Source organism: Xanthomonas sp. NCPPB 3200 (assembly GCF_056393585.1).
This window is the reverse complement of record NZ_CM150785.1, coordinates 2,155,621-2,172,194: the sequence shown is the minus strand read 5'-3', so window position 1 is coordinate 2,172,194 and position 16,574 is coordinate 2,155,621. Positions and strand designations below refer to the sequence as shown.

Below are 16,574 nucleotides of genomic sequence, written 5' to 3'. Positions count from 1 at the left end.
CTTAGGGATGTACCGAATGCTGAAGTCTCTGTTGAGGGTCAAACCGATCGAGCCCGCTGGACATGTCGACGGGGGCGAACCGGTCGAAGGCAGCCTGCAAGGCGAAGCCACCCTGCAACGCACCCTCACCGCCAAGCACCTGATCATGCTCGGCATCGGCGCGGTGATCGGCGCCGGCATCTTCGTACTGACCGGCCAGGCCGCTGCCAACCACGCCGGCCCGGCGGTGATGCTGTCCTTCGTGTTCGCCGGCATCGCCTGTGCGTTCGCCGGCCTGTGCTACGCAGAATTCGCGGCGATGATGCCGGTCTCCGGCAGCGCCTACTCGTATTCATATGCCACCCTCGGCGAGGGCATCGCCTGGTTCATCGGCTGGTGCCTGGTGCTGGAATACCTGTTCGCCGGCTCCAGCGTTGCGGTCGGCTGGTCCGCCTACTTGATCAGTTTCCTGACCGGCACGCTTGGATTGCCGTTCCCGGCCGAGCTGGCCGGCGCGCCACTGGCCTGGGACGGCCACAACTTTGTCAGCTCCGGCAACCTCATCAACCTGCCGGCCGTGCTGATCGTGGCTGCGGTGAGCATGCTGTGCTACGTGGGCGTCACCCAGTCGGCGTTCGCCAATGCCATCGTGGTGGCGATCAAGGTGGTGGTGATCTGCCTGTTCGTCGGCTTCGGTATCGCCTACATCGACCCGGCCAACTGGCATCCCTTCATCCCGGAAAATACCGGGCCGGGCCAGTTCGGCTGGGACGGCGTGTTCCGCGCCGCCTCCATCGTGTTCTTCTCGTATATCGGCTTTGACGCGGTCTCCACCTCCGCTGGCGAGACCAAGGATCCGCAGAAGAACATGCCGATCGGCATTCTGGTATCGCTGGCGGTCTGCACCGTCATCTACATCATCGTCTGCGCGGTGCTGACCGGCCTGCTGCCCTATACCCAGCTCGGCACCGCCAAGCCGGTAGCCACCGCGCTGGAAGCGCACCCGCAACTGACCTGGCTCAAGACCGCGGTGGAGATCGGTGCGATCGCCGGCCTGTCCTCGGTGGTGCTGGTGATGCTGATGGCGCAGCCGCGCATCTTCTACACCATGGCCAAGGACGGGTTGATGCCCCGACTGTTCGGCAAGGTGCATCCGAAGTTCCATACCCCCTATGTCGGGACGATCTTCGTCGGCGTGGTCGCGGCGTTGCTGGCAGGGTTGATCCCGCTCAGCGTGCTGGGCGAACTGGTGTCGATGGGCACCCTGCTCGCCTTTGCCACCGTGTGCGCCGGGGTGATGGTGCTGCGTTTCACCAAGCCGGATCTGCCGCGCCCGTTCCGGGTGCCGCTGGCGATGCTGATCTGTCCGCTGGGCGCGCTGGCCTGCCTGTTCCTGTTCTTCCAGGCGTTCCAGGAACACTGGAAGGTGTTCGTGGGCTGGACCATGATCGGCCTGGTCATCTATTTCGGTTATGGCATTCGCCATAGCCGGCTGGCCCGCAAGGCGTGATTGCGAGTCCCTCGCAAGAGCCCTCACATCCGTGTGCGGGGATTTGACGACACGCGTCCTTCGCAACAGCCCGCACATCTCGCACACGCCCGCACCGCCATGTGCAGGGATTCAACAGGAACCGCTGCATGTTCAAGCAACTCTGGGCCACCAAGCACCCGCACGCCAGCCACGAGGCGGCCGATGGGCTGGGCCTACAACGCGCACTCGGGCCGTGGGGGCTGACCGCCCTGGGCATCGGGGCGGTGATCGGCGGCGGCATCTTCGTCATCACCGGCCAGGCCGCGGCCGACCACGCCGGCCCGGCGATCATGCTGTCGTTCGTGCTGGCCGCGGTGTGCTGCGCGTTCTGCGCAATGGCCTACGCCGAGTTCGCGGCGATGGTGCCGGTATCCGGCAGCGCCTACACCTATACCTATGCCACCTTCGGCGAGTTGGCGGCCTGGTTCATCGGCTGGATGCTGGTGCTGGAGTACGGCGTGTCCGCCTCGGCGGTAGCGGTCAGCTGGACCGGCTATTTCCTCAGCCTGCTGGAGCATTTCAACATCCACCTGCCGGCCGCCCTGGTCAGCGCGCCGCTGGACGGCAAGCTGCAGCGCACCGGCGCGATCGCCAACCTGCCCGCTGCCGGCATCGTGCTGCTGCTGACCTGGCTGTGCTACGTAGGCATCCGCAAGTCGTCGGCGATGAACATGGCGATGGTGATCCTCAAGACCGGGCTGATTCTGCTGGTGATTGCGGTGGGCTGGAAGTACGTGGATACCGCCAACTGGCACCCGTTCATTCCGGCCAACGAAGGTCCGGGCAAGTACGGCATGGAAGGCGTGCTGCGCGGCGCGGCGATGGTGTTTTTTGCCTATATCGGCTTCGAGGCGGTGTCGGTGGCGGCGCAGGAGTCGCACCGCCCGCAACGCGACCTGCCGATCGGCATGATCCTGTCGCTGGTCATCTGCACCGTGCTCTACATCGCCATGGCGGCGGTGATGACCGGCCTGGTGCCATACACCCTGCTCGGCACCGACGAGCCGGTGGTGACCGCGGTGGCGGCGCATCCGCAGCTGGCCTGGTTGCGCGTGGTGGTGGAAGTCGGCGCGCTGATCGGGCTGTCGTCGGTGGTGCTGGTGATGATCATCGGCCAGCCGCGCATCTTCATGATCATCGCGCGCGACGGGCTGCTGCCGTCGATCTTCACCCGCATCCACCCCAAGTACCGCACCCCGCACGTCAATACCGTGATCACCGGCGTGGGCATCGCCCTGCTGGCAGCGGTGTTCCCGCTGGATGTGCTGGGCGAGCTGACCTCGATGGGCACGCTGATCGCGTTTGCCGCGGTGTGCGCCGGCGTGCTGATCCTGCGCCGCACCCACCCGGAACTGCCGCGTCCGTTCCGCATGCCGGTGGCCGGGCTGATCTGCAGCGCCGGCGTGTTGAGCTGCCTGGCCCTGCTGTCGGCGATGACCCTGCACAACTGGATGCTGATGGGGGTGTGGACGCTGGTCGGGCTGGTGGTCTATTTCGGCTACGGTTACCGCCACAGCCGTCTGCGCGACGGTCGCTGAGTACACCAGTGGGTTAACGCCTGCGCACCGGTCGTCCATGGCGGAGCGATGATTCGGGCCTTCGCTGCAGGGGGCTGATCTAGAGCTTGGTTGGTGGGCACTGGTCTGCGGCCTGGCTGCAGGGCCCTTGCCCGCCCACCGGCGCGGGACACGCCGCAAGTACGTCCCTGTAGGCTCTTACGCGGCATCCATGCCGCGTAAGGTCCCGTGCCGGTGGGCGGACAAGGACCTGTCGGGATAATCGGTGTGCACAGTGAAGAGCAGTTAGCGCAGTGCGTGATGCGCGTTGTTCGATACTGGTGCGCTGGCTCGAAGTGCGACACGGGGGCGACAAGCGGCTTTTCATGCGACCACCGACCAGCTTCCTGGTGCGGTGTCCTCGCCGGTTGCGGGACCCTTGGCGGCATGGATGCCGCCAAGGAGCCTCCATGGACGGATTCACGGCGTGTCCCGCAAGTGGTGAGGGCACCGCGCCCTCGACCGACCAGGCATTTGACATAGGCTGGTGACTGCATCCAACAACAGACGACTGACAAACCCACCGCGCTCACTGCCAGGCGCGCGCTCCTCACGTTTAGTAGGCCGCTCTGGGTACGGGCGTGGCGGGAACAAAACCCTGCTGCGCTGCACCTGACCGTAATCCGGCGGGGCAGTAGAATAGGTCCATGAATGCGACCACTGCCCCCCTGCCCTATAGCGCCGCGCGTCTGCACGAGCTGGCGCACCTGCTGATCGGCAATATCCGCGAGCTGGCCCAGGCCGGCTGGACGCCGGCCACCAGCAGCAATTTCTCCCATCGCCTGGACGAACAGCACGCGGCGATCACCGTGTCCGGCCGCGACAAGGGCCGCCTGGTCGAAGAAGACATCATGGTGGTGGACTTCGATGGCCTGGCGGTTGGCCGTCCGTTGCGCCCGTCTGCGGAAACACTGCTGCACACCCAACTGTATCGCCGCTTCCCCGAGATCGGCTGCGTGCTGCACACGCATTCGCCGGTGCAGACCATTGCCTCGCGGCTGTACGCCGGCAGCGGCATGATCCGGCTGGAGGGCTATGAGCTGTTGAAAGCCTTCGAAGGCAACACCACACATGAAACGGCAGTGGACGTGCCGGTGTTCGCCAATACGCAGGACATGCAGGTGCTGGCCGCGCAGGTCGAGGCCCTGCTGGACAAACAGAGCCTGTGGGGGTATCTCATCGAAGGACACGGTCTGTATGCCTGGGGCCGCAACATGGCCGAGGCGCGCCGTCACCTGGAGGCCTTCGAATTCCTGCTGCATTGCGAACTCGAACTGCTGAAGCTGCGCGGCCCGCGCTGAGTCCTCGCCACCTCCCCCCTTCCTTGTGAGCCAGATCGCCATGAGCCGACTTCGCATCTACAACGATTCCGATCCCAACCTGCCGCAGCTCGATAGCCGCGACGGCGAGCAGATTGCCGCCGAGCTGAGCAAGATCGGCGTGACCTTCGAGCGCTGGAAGGCCACTCAGCCGATCGAGCCGGGCGCATCACCCGAGCAGGTGATGACAGCCTACCGCGAGGATATCGAGCGGCTCAGCGCCGAGCGCGGCCTGAAGACCGTCGATGTGGTCAGCATCGCGCCGGACAATCCCAAGCGCGAGGAAATGCGCGCCAAGTTCCTGGACGAGCACTTCCACAAGGAAGACGAGGTGCGCTTCTTCGTCGCCGGCTCGGGCCAGTTCACGCTGCACGTGGGCAACAAGGTCTACGAGATCGAATGCATGAAGGACGACCTGATCGCCGTGCCCGACAGCACCCTGCACTGGTTCGACATGGGGCCGGAGCCGCACTTCGTGGCGATCCGCTTCTTCACCGAGCCCGATGGCTGGGTCGGCCACTTCACCGGCACCGAAATCGCCCAACAATTCCCCCGCTACGCCCCCGAGAAACCTCCAAAGGCCAGCTGACGATGACACGACCGCAAGCGATCCTCACCGATATCGAAGGCACCACCAGCAGCATCTCGTTCGTCAAGGACGTGTTGTTTCCGTATGCGCGCCGCGCCATGCCGGCTTACGTGCAGGAGCACGGCGGTCACCCGCAGGTGCGGCACTGGCTCAACCAGGTGGCCGACGAGATCGGCGAGGACGTGCCGGACGAAGTCCTGGTCAGCACCCTGCAGACCTGGATCGACGAGGATCGCAAGCACACCGCACTCAAGGCGCTGCAGGGGATGATCTGGAGCGACGGCTACAAGACCGCCGACTTCACCGCGCACATCTATGCCGATGCGGCGATCCAGCTGCAGGCCTGGCATGCGGCCGGCATTCCGCTGTATGTGTATTCGTCCGGCTCGGTGCCGGCGCAGAAGCTGTTCTTCGCCCATAGCGATGCCGGCGACCTGAGCGGGCTGATCAGCGACTGGTTCGATACCGAGGTCGGCCCCAAGCGCGAGAGCGCCAGCTACCGCCGCATCGCCGAACGCATCGGCGTGCCGCCGGGCGAGATCCTGTTCCTGTCGGACGTGATCGAAGAGCTGGACGCCGCCAAGCGTGCCGGCATGCGTACCGCGTTGCTGGACCGTCGCGAGGATTACCCGACCCCACGCTCGGCCGACGAGATCGGCAGCCACCAGCGCGTGGAAAGTTTCACCGAGCTGGCGCTGTAAGCGCGATCGGCAAGCCCGCTGCGCTCATCCTCGGGTGAGCGCAGTCGTTACTCCGCGTTGCATGCGCTCCTGATGCATTGCGGATCAAGCGCGCCGTGCGCACCCGCCTGACGGCAGGCTCGCGGCGCTGTTGCAGGCGTGGCTCAGCCGACCTTGTCGCTGCGCAGTGGCGAGACTTGGCAGGCCTGCTGCAGGCAACGTGTTCTGCAAGATGTGCTTGAAGCGGATCGATGGACGTTGTGCAACGTCATGGCCTGCGTTGCGATCACTGCGCCCCCGCGCTCTACCCGTCCTCCCAGACCTCGGCGTTTGTCATGTCGCTGCATTCCCCCTTCGGACCGAACGCCTTGTTGCGGCGACTCTCCTTGTTGATCGTCATCGTGGCCTTGATGGCCGGCTGTCACCCCGATGCCGGTGCCGCACTGCCCAAGCAGGCGGCGGCAGGCAAGGATGAGGTCAACCCGGTCGACCAGGCGGCGCTTGCGCAGGCATTGAACGCGCTGCAGCCACAGCGTCCTGGGGTGACCGACCTGTATGTGGTCGGCTTCGCCGGCGATGCCAGCGACGATGTGTTTCGCAACGAGACGCTCTACCTCAGGCAGCTGTTCGAACAACGCTTCGCTGCGCGCGGCCGCGTGGTGACGCTGGTCAACAACCCCGACAATCTGGGCGAGCGGCCGTACGCACCGCTGGCGACCTACGACAACCTGTACGACACGCTCGCCGCAATTGGCAAGCGCATGGATCGCAAGCAAGACGCGCTGCTGCTGTTCGTCACCACCCATGGCACCGAAGACCACACGCTGTACGTGCAGGTGGACCAGAACGAGGAAGACTTCATCAGCCCGCAGGATCTGCGCCAGGCACTGGACGATGCCGGCATCGGCAATCGCATCATCGTGCTGTCGGCGTGCTACTCGGGCGGCTTCATTCCGGCGCTGCGTTCGCCGGACACGCTGATCCTCACCGCCGCGCGCGCGGACCGACCCTCGTTCGGCTGCGGCAACACCTCCAATGCAACCTACTTCGGCCAGGCCTGGCTGATCGATGCGATGAACCGCAGCGACGACCCGCTGGCCGCGTTCGATATGGCCAGGACGGCGATCACTGCGCGTGAGAAGCAGGAAGGCGAACTGCCGTCGTTGCCGCAGCAATCGCTCGGCAAGCGCATCGCGCCGGTGCTGGCACGCTGGCGTGCAGGGCTACATGCAGGCGCGGCCGTAGCCTACCCGTATCCGCCGCTGGAGACCGCTCCGGATGCCGGGCAGGACCAGGATCCGGAATCCGATCCCGATAGCAGGTCGCTGGACGACCCGACCAAGGTCAAGGTGCCGGCCGCACCGGCCAGCCCGCGCAAACCGTCGCCCGTGCCGGCACCCGCAACGCCATGAAGATTGCCACGCGCTGAGACTAATTCTCATTTCGTCAGCGCTGGCGCAGCCTCGCTACACTCGCCCGGCGAGCCAGCTCACGCCAGCCAGCACCGATCCCCGCCAGCGCGCCATCGCCTGCCAGCCCGGATCCCGAAACGCCTCCCTCGTGGAGGCGTTTGTGTTTCCGGCGATAGGGTTCAAGCGTCAACGAACCAACAACCAATCACCGTAAGAGCGCATTGATGCGCGACGGGCTTCACCCAAGAACCCCCGCACCACGCACGCCTCCCTATCAAGGATCGGCGCGCTGCAAGCGATACACCGTGCGTGCGCTGTACTGCCCGGTCGGCAGCGATGCGCGTACATCCACCGCGTGCTCGCCCACTTCCAGCGTGGTCGGCAACGCACCGCGCCATAGATGCGTGGACGGCGTGGCCTCGGGCGAGCGGTCGTAGCCGCGCAATTGCTCGGCCGCATCGTCGCGCACGTTCTCGGCCAGCAGGCGCGGATCGGCGCGCTCCACCCGCTTCATCGGCTGCCATGCGCCATTGTCGATGCGCATCTCGACGAGGGTGTCGTCTTGGCCCATGAAGACATTGGCGTAGATCCCCCAGGCAGCATACGCACCCTGGCGCAGCACCTTGGGCGCGTGCAGCAGCAGTTGCGCATCATCGACCGAACGCGCCACGTGATAGGCCAGCGTGTAGTCGCCGCCGGGCGCGACCTGCAGCACCGCGTACCCGTTCGGCGTGCCGTCGCTCATCGTCGCGTCGGGAATGCCGTCGGCATCCTTGGCACCGGACCAGAACGCCCCGCAGGCCGCGCCGACGTTGTATTCGTGCAGCGGGCGGGCGCCCTGCCAACCTTCGTCGGCGCCGTGATCGACCTGTCGCTGGGTATGGCTGTGTGCGCTGAGCACCAGCACATGCGGAAAATCCTTCAACAAGGCGAACAGGCGGCGACGATCGGCATGCCGAAAGGTCTCCTGCCCCGGCGCCGCGTCGAACAACGGAATATGCATGCCCAGCACCAGCAGCCGCTCGCGCGGCAGCTGCGCCAGATAGGCCTGCAGGAACGCGAACTGATCCTCGCGCAAGCCGCCCACATAAGCCGGTTTGCCGCCTGGCGTATAGATCACATCGTCCAGGAACACAAAGCTGGCGTTGGCCTCTTCCACCGCATAGGTGTCCGGGCCATAGACGGCACGCCAGCTGTCGAGCGAATGCGCATCGTCGCCCGCGTCGACGTTGAGATCGTGATTGCCCGGCACATGGAACCACGGCACGCCGAGCTGGGTGGTCACCTTGTTCAGGGCCGGGTACAGGCTCAGATCGTCGCTGACGATATCGCCCAGCGTGGTGCCCAGCCTGGCCGAGGTCTTGCCGACGATCGGTGCCACGATATCGCGCTGGTAGTAGCCCACGTCGGTCAGGCTGGCGGTCTGGCTGTCGGCAAACACCAGCATCTGGAAGCCTTCCTTGCCGGCACTGGCGCGCGGGGTCAGCGCAAAATCCCAGTGCTGCGTATTGCGCCCGGTTGCGGCGATGCCTGGATACTTGCGCTTGGCCGAGCCCTTGGGCGCGTAGTGACGCCAGAAACCCGGCAGTCCGTCGGCGGCTGGCACGAAGCTGCGCTCGCCCGGTTTGATCACGAACACCGTCTGCCCGTCACGCACCGGCAGGCGATAGCGGCCTTGCGCGTCGGTACGCACCAGTTGCTCGCCGTTGGAGACCGCTACATCGGCAATGCCGGGCTCATCGGCGCTGCGCCCGGCACGCCCGTCGCGTTCTTCGTAGACGGTGCCATCGACCACGGCATCGCGCGCGTGCGCGCTTCCCGCAAGCACACCCAGGGCCAACAGAGCGAAGCGAAGCTGCATGCGTTTTCCCGCGCGAAGATCAGCGGAAATTGTACCCGCCCTCGCCAGGCGCACGGCGCGAAAGACACGCCGACACGTGCCCCGTAGGAGCGCACCCGGGCGCGACGGGCATTACCGATAACGCCCGTCGCGCCCGGGTGCGCTCCTACATGATTACGTTACTTGTGCCGCGACTCCAATAGCGCCACCGCATCGCCCAGGCCCAGGCCGCGCGCGCGCAGCAGCACGATCAGGTGATACAGCAGATCGGCAGACTCGCCGAGCAACTCGGCATCGCCCTGCACCACGCCGGCCAGCGCGGTTTCCACGCCCTCCTCGCCCACCTTCTGCGCGATGCGGCGGATGCCCTGCTCGAACAGCTTGGTGGTGTAGCTGCCATGCGGGCGCTCCTGCTCGCGCGTGGCGATCAAGGCGTCCAGGCTGCCGAGGAACTGGCCAGGCGCGCCCGGGAAACAGCTGGTGCGGCCCAGATGGCAGGTCGGCCCGTGCGGGCGTGCCTGCACCAGCAGCGTGTCGGCATCGCAATCGGTCTCGATCGACACCACCCGCAACACGTTGCCCGAGCTCTCGCCCTTGGTCCACAGGCGCTGCTTGCTGCGGCTGAAGAAGGTCACTTCGCCACGCTGCTGCGTCACCGCCAGCGCTTCGGCGTTCATGTAGCCCAGCATCAGCACGCGCAGGTTGTCGGCGTCCTGCACGACCACCGGCAACAGGCCCTCGCCCTTGCTCCAGTCCAGCGCGGCGAGCGCGTCGCCCGCTGCCGTCTCGTTACTGCCCATCACGTACCTCGATCTGTTGCGCGCGCAAAAATTGCTTGAGTGCCGGGATCGGAATCGCGCCGCTGTGAAACACGCTTGCCGCCAGCGCGCCATCGACATCGGCCTGGTCGAACACGTCGGCAAAATGCTGCATCTCGCCAGCACCGCCGGAGGCGATCAACGGCACGCTGCAGAGTGCACGCACCTGACGCAATTGCGCGATGTCGTAACCGCGCCGCACGCCGTCGTTGTCCATGCAGTTGAGCACGATCTCGCCGGCACCCAGGCGCTGCGCTTCGGCCACCCAGTCCAGCGTGCGCATCGGCAAGGCCTGGGTCTTGCTCGGGTCGCCGGTATAGCGACGCACCCTCCACTGCCCATCGTCCTCACGAATCGAGTCGATACCGACCACCACGCATTGCACGCCGAAGGCGTCGGCCAGCTCGGAGATCAACTGCGGCCTGCCAAGCGCCGGCGAGTTGATCGAAATCTTGTCGGCACCGGCATGCAGCACCGCGCGCGCGGTTTCGACATTACCGATGCCACCGGCCACGCAGAACGGGATATCGATCAGCCGCGCCACCCGCTCGACCCAGGTGTAGTCGACCGACCGCCCTTCCGGGCTGGCACCGATGTCGTAGAACACCAGTTCGTCTGCGCCCTGGTCGCGGTAGCGCAGCGCCAGTTCGACGATGTCGCCCATGTCGATGTGGTCGCGGAACTTGACGCCCTTGACCACGCGCCCGTCGCGCACGTCCAGGCACGGAATGATACGGCGGCTCAGCATGCCAGTGCCTCCTTCAACGCCAGATGCCCTTCCAGCAAGGCCTTGCCGAGCACGATACCGGCGCAGCCGGCAGCCTTGGCGGCCGCGACATCGGCCAGGTTGCGCGCACCGCCGGACACCTGTACCTGCAACTGCGGCGCCAGCGTGCGCAGGTGCGCGTACAAATCCATATTCGGGCCGGACAGCATGCCGTCGCGTGCGATGTCGGTGCACAGCAGATGCTGCAGGCCGGCCTGCGCGTAACGTACGGCCAACTGATCCAGCGTGGCCTCGGCGGGCTCGGTCCAGCCGTGCACCGGCAACTGCCATACGCCGTCGGCGTACTGGCGCGTGTCCAGCGCGATGGTCAACCGATCGGCGCCAAATTCCTGCAGCCATTCGATGACGCTGTCGGGCTGGCGCACCGCCAACGAGCCGATTACCACGCGTGCGGCGCCAGCATCGAGGATACGCGCCACATCGGCGCGTGAGCGAACGCCACCACCGGTCTGCACCCGCAAGCCGGTGGCACGTGCAATCTCGCCCAGCGTGGTGGCCAGCGTGTAACCACCGGCCTTTGCCGCATCCAGATCGACCAGATGCATCCACCGCGCGCCGGCATCGGCAAACGCCTGCGCGCGCGGCAGCACATCGTCGCCGTACTGCGTCTCGCGTGCGTAGTCGCCTTGCAGCAGGCGCACCACGCGACCGTTGCGGATATCCAGGGCCGGGTAAACGGTGAAACTCATGGGAAGCTCATCTCAAGAAAATTGCGCAGGATGCGTGCACCGGTTTCGGCCGAACGCTCGGGGTGGAACTGCGCGCCGCAGCGCAGGCCTTGCTGCACCACCGCCGTGAACAGACCGCCGTGATCGCAGGCGGCCACGGTGTCGGCCGTCACCGGCGCGGCATAACCATGCACGAAATACGCACTGGCACGCTCCGGCAGGCCGTCCAGCAGCGCGGACGCGCGCATCGGCACCAGCTGATTCCAACCCATATGCGGTACGCGAATGCCGAGCGCCGGCGTCATGTGACGCACGATGCCCGGCAGCAGACCCAGGCAATCGACATCGCCTTCTTCGGAATGTTCGAACAGCAATTGCATCCCTAAGCAGATGCCGATCAGCGGCACCTGCAGTTGTCGCAACGGCTCAACCAGGCCCTGTGCGCGCAGGCGCGACATCGCTTCGGGCGCAGCGCCGACGCCAGGCAGGATCACCCGCTGCGCGCCCTGCAACCCGGCTGCATCGCGTACCAGCCGCGCTTCCACGCCCAGCCGCTCCAACGCGTAGCGCACCGAGCCCAGGTTGGCGCCGCCGGCATCGATCAACGCGACATCGGTCATAGCGCACCCTTGGTGGTGGGCAACGCGGTGCCTTCGCGACGGATCGCCTGGCGCAACGCACGTGCCAGGGCCTTGAAGCAGGCTTCGACCTTGTGGTGATCGTTTTCGCCGCGCACGCTCAGGTGCAGGTTCAAACCGGAGGCATCGCAGATCGAACGGAAGAAATGCGGCACCAGTTCGGTCGGCATGTCGCCCACACGTTCGCGTTTGAACTCGCCTTCGAACACGAAGTACGGCCGGCCACTGAAATCCAGCGCGGCACTGGCGATGGTTTCGTCCATCGGCAGCGTGAAACCATGCTGCGCGGTGGCGCCGGCCACGCGCCACGGGCTGTCGTCGGGATCGAAGCCGTAACGGCCGATGCCGCGCTTGTCGCCCAGCGCTTCGCGCAGCGCTTGGCCCAGCGCCAGACCGGTGTCTTCGATGGTGTGGTGCTCGTCGATGTGCAGGTCACCTTCGGCGCGGATGTCCAGCGCAAAACCACCGTGCTTGCCGATCTGTTCCAGCATGTGATCGAAGAACGGCAGGCCGGTGGCGGTCTTCGGCTCGGCCACGCGGTCCAGATCCAGTTCGACGCGGATCTTTGTTTCCTTGGTGTTGCGTTGAACCACCGCACGCCTTGGCGCATCGGCCAGCTCGTGCGCGATGCCGGGCCAGTCCCACTCGCCACCGAACTCGTCGGTGCGCAACTGGAAGCCACGGATATTGAGGTTCTGCGCGAACTGGATGTCGGTGATGCGGTCGCCCACCATTGCCGAGCGTGCCCAGTCGATCGTGCGGTCCTGCAGGTAAGGCACCATCAGGCCGACCCCGGGTTTGCGTGTGGGCGCGTTGTCAGCCGGCCAGCTGCAGTCGATCAACACCTCGCGGAACACGATGCCCTGGCTGGCGAAGATCTGCAGCATCAGGTTGTTGGGGCCATCGAAGGACGCGCGCGGATAGCTGTCGCTGCCCAGCCCGTCCTGGTTGCTGACGATGACGAACTGATAGCCGGCATCGCGCAACTTGAGCATCGCCGGAATCACGTTGTCGACCAGGCGCAGTTTTTCGTAGGCGTCGATCTGGTAATCGGCCGGCTCGGTGATCAGTGTGCCGTCGCGGTCGACGAAAAGAATCGGGGTCATGCGGCGGCCTCCTGCTTGCGTTGCAGCGCGCTCAGCACGCGCTCGTTCTGTTCGGGCGTGCCCAGGGTGATGCGCAGCGCGTCGGACAGCTGCGCAACCGCGCGTTGGTCGCGTACCACCACACCGGCCTCCAGCAGCGCCTGGAATGCCGCCTCGGCATCGTCGAAGCGCACCAGCAGGAAGTTGCCCTGCGAGGGATACACCTGACGCACACCGGCAAGCTGCTCGAGCGCCTGGTGCACGCGCGTGCGCTCGCTGCGCACCTCGGCGATGCGCCGACGCGTGACCTCCAGCGCAGGCGCCGACAAGGCCTGCTCGGCCATTGCCGCGCACGGCGTCGGCACCGGGTACGGCGCCTGGCAGCGCCGCAGCAGGGCGATCAGCTCGGCGTTGGCGATCAGGCTGCCGATGCGCGCCGCTGCCAGCGCATGCGCCTTGGACAGCGTGCGCAACACCGCCAGATTGTCGTAGCGCGCAAGCAGGCTCACAGCCGATGGCACATCGGAGAATTCGCCGTAGGCCTCGTCGACCACCACCAGCGCCTTGCCCTGCAGGGCCTGCACGACGGCTTCGATCGCGTCCAGGGCAATCGCCGAGCCGGCCGGGTTGGACGGCGAACACAGGAACACCAGCTTGGCCTGCGAGGCCAGCGCTGCCGCGACGATCGCCGGAATATCCGCGTGGAAACCCGCAGGCCCGTCCACCAGCGGCACCTCGACCAGGGGTGCGTTCTGCAGGCGTGCGCACACCGCGTACATGCCGAACACCGGCGGCGTCACCACCACCGCATCGCGCCCGGGGGCGCACAGGCCGCGCACCAGCAGATCGATCGCCTCGTCGCTGCCGCGGCCGATCAACAGCTGCTCGGGCGCGCAGCCGTACAGCGCCGCCAGGGCGCTGCGTAAACCCTTGGGTTGCGGATCCGGATACCGCCGCGTGCTTGCGCCCGGGTCGGCCGGATTGCCCCAGGCCGACTCGTTGGCGTTGAGCCACACATCGCCCTGCAAGGCGCTGGTGCGTGCCGACGAATAGCCGGCGAACGCACGCAGGTCCTCGCGCACCAGATCCAGAATCGATGACGTGTTCATGCTGCCACTCCCATGCGCAATGCCACTGCATTGGCGTGCGCATCCAGGCCTTCGGCGCGCGCCAGAATCAGCGCGCATGCGCCGATGCCGTCGATGCCTGCCTTGCTGGCCGCCTGCACGCTGACCATGTTCTGGAAGCTTGCCACGCTCACGCCGCTGTAGGCGCGCGCCGCGCCGCTGGTCGGCAACACATGGTTGGTGCCGCTGCAGTAATCGCCCAATGCTTCGGGCGTGTAATCGCCGAGAAACACCGAGCCAGCCGCTTCGACCTGGCTCAGCCACGCACGCGGCTCGCGCAACGCGAGAATCAAATGCTCAGGTGCGTAGCGGTTGCTGATCGCAAACGCCTCGTCCAGGGTCTGCACCTTGATCAGGCGCGATTGCGCCAGCGCCTGGCGTGCGATCCCGGCGCGCGACAGTTGCGCCAGTTGGGCATCGAGCTCCACCTGCACCGCCGCGATCAGCGCATCGCTGTCGGACAGCAGCAGCACCTGCGAGTCCGGGCCGTGTTCGGCCTGCGACAGCAGATCGGCGGCAACGAAGGCCGGCTGCGCACCGGCATCGGCAATCACCAGCACTTCGGACGGACCGGCCGGCATGTCGATCGCCGCCGCGCCGGACTGCGCCACCTGCTGCTTGGCCTCGGTGACGAAGCTGTTGCCCGGGCCGAACAGCTTGTCGCAACTCGGAACCGATTCGCTGCCATACGCCATTGCCGCAATCGCCTGCGCACCGCCGAGCTTGAACACCCGGCGCACGCCGGTCAGCTGCGCGGCGACCAGCACCGCCGGGTCCACGCTGCCGTCCTTGCGCGGCGGCGTGCACAACACCACCTCGCGGCATCCGGCCAGACGTGCCGGCACGCCCAGCATCAGCGCAGTCGACGGCAACGGCGCACTGCCGGCCGGCACGTACAGGCCGACCCGGCCGATCGGCCGCACGATCTTTTCGCACACCACGCCCGGCGCGGTCTCCACCGCATACCCCTCGCTCATGCCGGCGCGGTGGAAGGTGTCGATGCGCGCCACCGCATCCTGCATGGCCTGACGCAGTTCCGGCGCCACCGCCGCTTCGGCGGCAGCGAATTCGGCCTCGCTCACGGCAAAGCTGTCCAGCGCCACGCCATCGAAACGCGCGGTGATCTCGCGCAAGGCGGCATCGCCGCGTGTGCGCACATCGGCAATCAATGCAGCCACCGCGTCGCGCGTCTGCGTGGCCACGGTCTGCACCGGGCGGGTCAATGCCTGCGTCCGCGCAGCGGCATCCAGTTGCGACCAATCGAGAATATTCATGCCAGCGAGCGCTCCACCGTCAACACCATCAGACCTTGCGCACCTGCGCGTTCGAGTTCTTCCAAGCGTTGCCAAGTCACCGCGCCATGACACATGGTCTGCAGGCGCAACGCGCCGTTGCCATCGTCGGGCAGTTGCACCAGCGGCTCGGCATCGGGCAGCAGACGGCGCAGCGCATCCACGTTGCCGTGTTCAGCGCGGAACATCAGCAGCTTGCTGTCGCGCAGCTTGAGCACACCGTCCATGCGCCGCAACAGCATCGCCAGCAGCGCGGCGCGTGCGTCGGCCGGCTCGCGCACCGCACCGGCCAGCACTGCTTCGCTCTCCATCACCAGCTCGACCGGCTTGAGCTGGTTGGCGGCCAGGGTGGCGCCGCTGGAAACCAGATCGCAAATCAAATCGGCGGTGCCCAGGCGCGGGGCGATCTCCACCGAGCCGGACAGCTCCACCACCGCCGCGTCGATGCCCTGGCGCTCCAGCCAGTCGGCCAGGATTGACGGGTAGCTGGTGGCGATGCGCTTGCCGGCCAGTTGCGCCACGCCCTGCCAGTCCCACTCTTCCGGCACCGCGAGCATCAACCGGCACTGGCCGAAACCGACTCCGCGCACCGCGTGATACGCGGCCGGCAGGCCGTTGCGGCGTCGCTCGGATGCCTGCTCTTCGAGTTCGTTCTGGCCGACGATGCCCAGATCGCAGACGCCATCGGCGATCAGGCCGGGGATGTCGTCATCGCGCACCAGCAGCAGGTCCACCGGCAGCGATTCGCCGTAGCAGAACAGCTTGTCGCGGCTCTGCCGCCAGCTCAGCCCGCAGGCCGCCAGCAGGCTGCGCGCCGGTTCGGCCAGGCGGCCGCTCTTCTGGATGGCGATACGCAACCGGTCACGTGCCGGTGCTGCCGTGGAAGCACTCATCTTGTTCTCTCAGTGGGATTCGACAGGGCGCGACGATTGCTCGCGCAGGGCCTCGGCATAGCCGCCGGCGCCATGTTCCAGGGTGCGCGCAACGCGCCCGATGGTGGTCACGCTGACCTGGGTCAGCTCGTGGATTTCGCGATACGGCACGCCCTTGATCAACAAGGGCACCACTCGCCAGCGGTCGGACATGGCCTCCAGCTCGGCGGGCGTGCACAGGTCGCGCAGAAAGGCCTCAACCGCACTGGGCTCCTTCAGGCACGCCAGCGCATCGGCCAGCATCTTGAGGGAGGCGGCAGCATCGGCACTTTCACGGGGGGCAGGTCGTTGTTTCATTGCGTTAATGTAATAGCGTGTTAG

General features: G+C 66.4%; 16 protein-coding genes. 6 read left to right on the top strand and 10 right to left on the bottom strand.

The features are described 5' to 3' along the window. Positions 1-16: 16 nt before the first annotated feature. The 6 genes from AC06DU_RS09555 to AC06DU_RS09530 all read left to right on the top strand — a co-directional run bounded on the left by AC06DU_RS09555 (position 17) and on the right by AC06DU_RS09530 (position 7,066). Entirely contained in the window at positions 17-1,489 is a 1,473-nt protein-coding gene (locus AC06DU_RS09555) for an amino acid permease (protein ID WP_026064795.1), read from the top strand. A 128-nt stretch (positions 1,490-1,617) separates the two neighbouring features. Next, positions 1,618-3,048, top strand: coding sequence for an amino acid permease (locus tag AC06DU_RS09550; protein WP_478204235.1), 1,431 nt, complete (start codon positions 1,618-1,620; stop codon positions 3,046-3,048). A gap of 665 nt (positions 3,049-3,713) precedes the next feature. After that, positions 3,714-4,367 carry a methylthioribulose 1-phosphate dehydratase gene (locus AC06DU_RS09545; protein ID WP_016904399.1) on the top strand — a complete coding sequence of 218 codons (654 nt, stop codon included), beginning with the start codon at positions 3,714-3,716 and terminating at the stop codon, positions 4,365-4,367. Positions 4,368-4,407: 40 nt separating this feature from the next. Then, positions 4,408-4,974: a 1,2-dihydroxy-3-keto-5-methylthiopentene dioxygenase gene (locus AC06DU_RS09540; protein WP_478204234.1), complete on the top strand. Its 567-nt coding sequence runs from the start codon at positions 4,408-4,410 to the stop codon at positions 4,972-4,974. Between the two features lie 2 nt (positions 4,975-4,976). After that, positions 4,977-5,675, top strand: a complete 699-nt coding sequence (mtnC, locus tag AC06DU_RS09535) for an acireductone synthase (RefSeq protein ID WP_104570141.1) — start codon at positions 4,977-4,979, stop codon at positions 5,673-5,675. 314 nt (positions 5,676-5,989) lie between these two features. After that, entirely contained in the window at positions 5,990-7,066 is a 1,077-nt protein-coding gene (locus tag AC06DU_RS09530) for a C13 family peptidase (RefSeq protein WP_478204233.1), read from the top strand. Positions 7,067-7,340: 274 nt separating this feature from the next. Here AC06DU_RS09530 and AC06DU_RS09525 read toward each other — a convergent pair whose 3' ends face one another. The 10 genes from AC06DU_RS09525 to AC06DU_RS09480 all read right to left on the bottom strand — a co-directional run bounded on the left by AC06DU_RS09525 (position 7,341) and on the right by AC06DU_RS09480 (position 16,550). After that, the gene (locus AC06DU_RS09525; protein ID WP_104568506.1) at positions 7,341-8,927 is read right to left on the bottom strand and encodes a calcineurin-like phosphoesterase C-terminal domain-containing protein; all 1,587 of its coding nucleotides are present in this window, start codon (positions 8,925-8,927) and stop codon (positions 7,341-7,343) included. 158 nt (positions 8,928-9,085) lie between these two features. Further along, positions 9,086-9,706 carry a bifunctional phosphoribosyl-AMP cyclohydrolase/phosphoribosyl-ATP diphosphatase HisIE gene (gene hisIE / locus AC06DU_RS09520; protein WP_104608513.1) on the bottom strand — a complete coding sequence of 207 codons (621 nt, stop codon included), beginning with the start codon at positions 9,704-9,706 and terminating at the stop codon, positions 9,086-9,088. After that, on the bottom strand, positions 9,696-10,472 hold the full coding sequence (gene hisF / locus AC06DU_RS09515) for an imidazole glycerol phosphate synthase subunit HisF (RefSeq protein ID WP_054592455.1): 777 nt from the start codon (positions 10,470-10,472) through the stop codon (positions 9,696-9,698). The genes hisIE and hisF overlap by 11 nt, the downstream gene beginning before the upstream one ends. Next, entirely contained in the window at positions 10,466-11,200 is a 735-nt protein-coding gene (gene hisA, locus AC06DU_RS09510) for a 1-(5-phosphoribosyl)-5-[(5-phosphoribosylamino)methylideneamino]imidazole-4-carboxamide isomerase (RefSeq protein WP_478204231.1), read from the bottom strand. The genes hisF and hisA overlap by 7 nt, the downstream gene beginning before the upstream one ends. After that, positions 11,197-11,799: an imidazole glycerol phosphate synthase subunit HisH gene (gene hisH / locus AC06DU_RS09505; RefSeq protein ID WP_039521347.1), complete on the bottom strand. Its 603-nt coding sequence runs from the start codon at positions 11,797-11,799 to the stop codon at positions 11,197-11,199. The genes hisA and hisH overlap by 4 nt, the downstream gene beginning before the upstream one ends. Beyond that, entirely contained in the window at positions 11,796-12,923 is a 1,128-nt protein-coding gene (hisB, locus tag AC06DU_RS09500) for a bifunctional histidinol-phosphatase/imidazoleglycerol-phosphate dehydratase HisB (protein WP_046342437.1), read from the bottom strand. The genes hisH and hisB overlap by 4 nt, the downstream gene beginning before the upstream one ends. Then, positions 12,920-14,011 (bottom strand): histidinol-phosphate transaminase, encoded by a 1,092-nt coding sequence (gene hisC, locus AC06DU_RS09495; RefSeq protein WP_478204230.1) that lies wholly within the window; start codon positions 14,009-14,011, stop codon positions 12,920-12,922. The genes hisB and hisC overlap by 4 nt, the downstream gene beginning before the upstream one ends. Next, a complete protein-coding gene (hisD, locus tag AC06DU_RS09490) occupies positions 14,008-15,303 on the bottom strand; it encodes a histidinol dehydrogenase (RefSeq protein WP_184455780.1) in 1,296 nt (431 codons plus the stop codon). Before hisD ends, hisC begins: the two co-directional genes overlap by 4 nt. Then, positions 15,300-16,214: an ATP phosphoribosyltransferase gene (hisG, locus tag AC06DU_RS09485; protein ID WP_024937748.1), complete on the bottom strand. Its 915-nt coding sequence runs from the start codon at positions 16,212-16,214 to the stop codon at positions 15,300-15,302. The genes hisD and hisG overlap by 4 nt, the downstream gene beginning before the upstream one ends. Positions 16,215-16,223: 9 nt before the next feature. Then, a complete protein-coding gene (locus tag AC06DU_RS09480) occupies positions 16,224-16,550 on the bottom strand; it encodes a YerC/YecD family TrpR-related protein (RefSeq protein ID WP_046342429.1) in 327 nt (108 codons plus the stop codon). Between the last annotated feature and the right edge of the window lie 24 nt (positions 16,551-16,574).

What these genes read in the sequence shown, in the direction of transcription:
- AC06DU_RS09550 (WP_478204235.1), top strand. Translation starts at nt 1,618, where the DNA reads ATGTTCAAGCAACTCTGGGCCACCAAGCACCCGCACGCCAGCCACGAG.
- hisD (WP_184455780.1), bottom strand. Translation starts at nt 15,303, where the DNA reads ATGAATATTCTCGATTGGTCGCAACTGGATGCCGCTGCGCGGACGCAG.
- mtnC (WP_104570141.1), top strand. Translation starts at nt 4,977, where the DNA reads ATGACACGACCGCAAGCGATCCTCACCGATATCGAAGGCACCACCAGC.
- AC06DU_RS09480 (WP_046342429.1), bottom strand. Translation starts at nt 16,550, where the DNA reads ATGAAACAACGACCTGCCCCCCGTGAAAGTGCCGATGCTGCCGCCTCC.
- hisH (WP_039521347.1), bottom strand. Translation starts at nt 11,799, where the DNA reads ATGACCGATGTCGCGTTGATCGATGCCGGCGGCGCCAACCTGGGCTCG.
- hisC (WP_478204230.1), bottom strand. Translation starts at nt 14,011, where the DNA reads ATGAACACGTCATCGATTCTGGATCTGGTGCGCGAGGACCTGCGTGCG.
- AC06DU_RS09545 (WP_016904399.1), top strand. Translation starts at nt 3,714, where the DNA reads ATGAATGCGACCACTGCCCCCCTGCCCTATAGCGCCGCGCGTCTGCAC.
- hisG (WP_024937748.1), bottom strand. Translation starts at nt 16,214, where the DNA reads ATGAGTGCTTCCACGGCAGCACCGGCACGTGACCGGTTGCGTATCGCC.
- AC06DU_RS09530 (WP_478204233.1), top strand. Translation starts at nt 5,990, where the DNA reads ATGTCGCTGCATTCCCCCTTCGGACCGAACGCCTTGTTGCGGCGACTC.
- hisB (WP_046342437.1), bottom strand. Translation starts at nt 12,923, where the DNA reads ATGACCCCGATTCTTTTCGTCGACCGCGACGGCACACTGATCACCGAG.
- hisA (WP_478204231.1), bottom strand. Translation starts at nt 11,200, where the DNA reads ATGAGTTTCACCGTTTACCCGGCCCTGGATATCCGCAACGGTCGCGTG.
- hisF (WP_054592455.1), bottom strand. Translation starts at nt 10,472, where the DNA reads ATGCTGAGCCGCCGTATCATTCCGTGCCTGGACGTGCGCGACGGGCGC.
- AC06DU_RS09525 (WP_104568506.1), bottom strand. Translation starts at nt 8,927, where the DNA reads ATGCAGCTTCGCTTCGCTCTGTTGGCCCTGGGTGTGCTTGCGGGAAGC.
- hisIE (WP_104608513.1), bottom strand. Translation starts at nt 9,706, where the DNA reads ATGGGCAGTAACGAGACGGCAGCGGGCGACGCGCTCGCCGCGCTGGAC.
- AC06DU_RS09540 (WP_478204234.1), top strand. Translation starts at nt 4,408, where the DNA reads ATGAGCCGACTTCGCATCTACAACGATTCCGATCCCAACCTGCCGCAG.
- AC06DU_RS09555 (WP_026064795.1), top strand. Translation starts at nt 17, where the DNA reads ATGCTGAAGTCTCTGTTGAGGGTCAAACCGATCGAGCCCGCTGGACAT.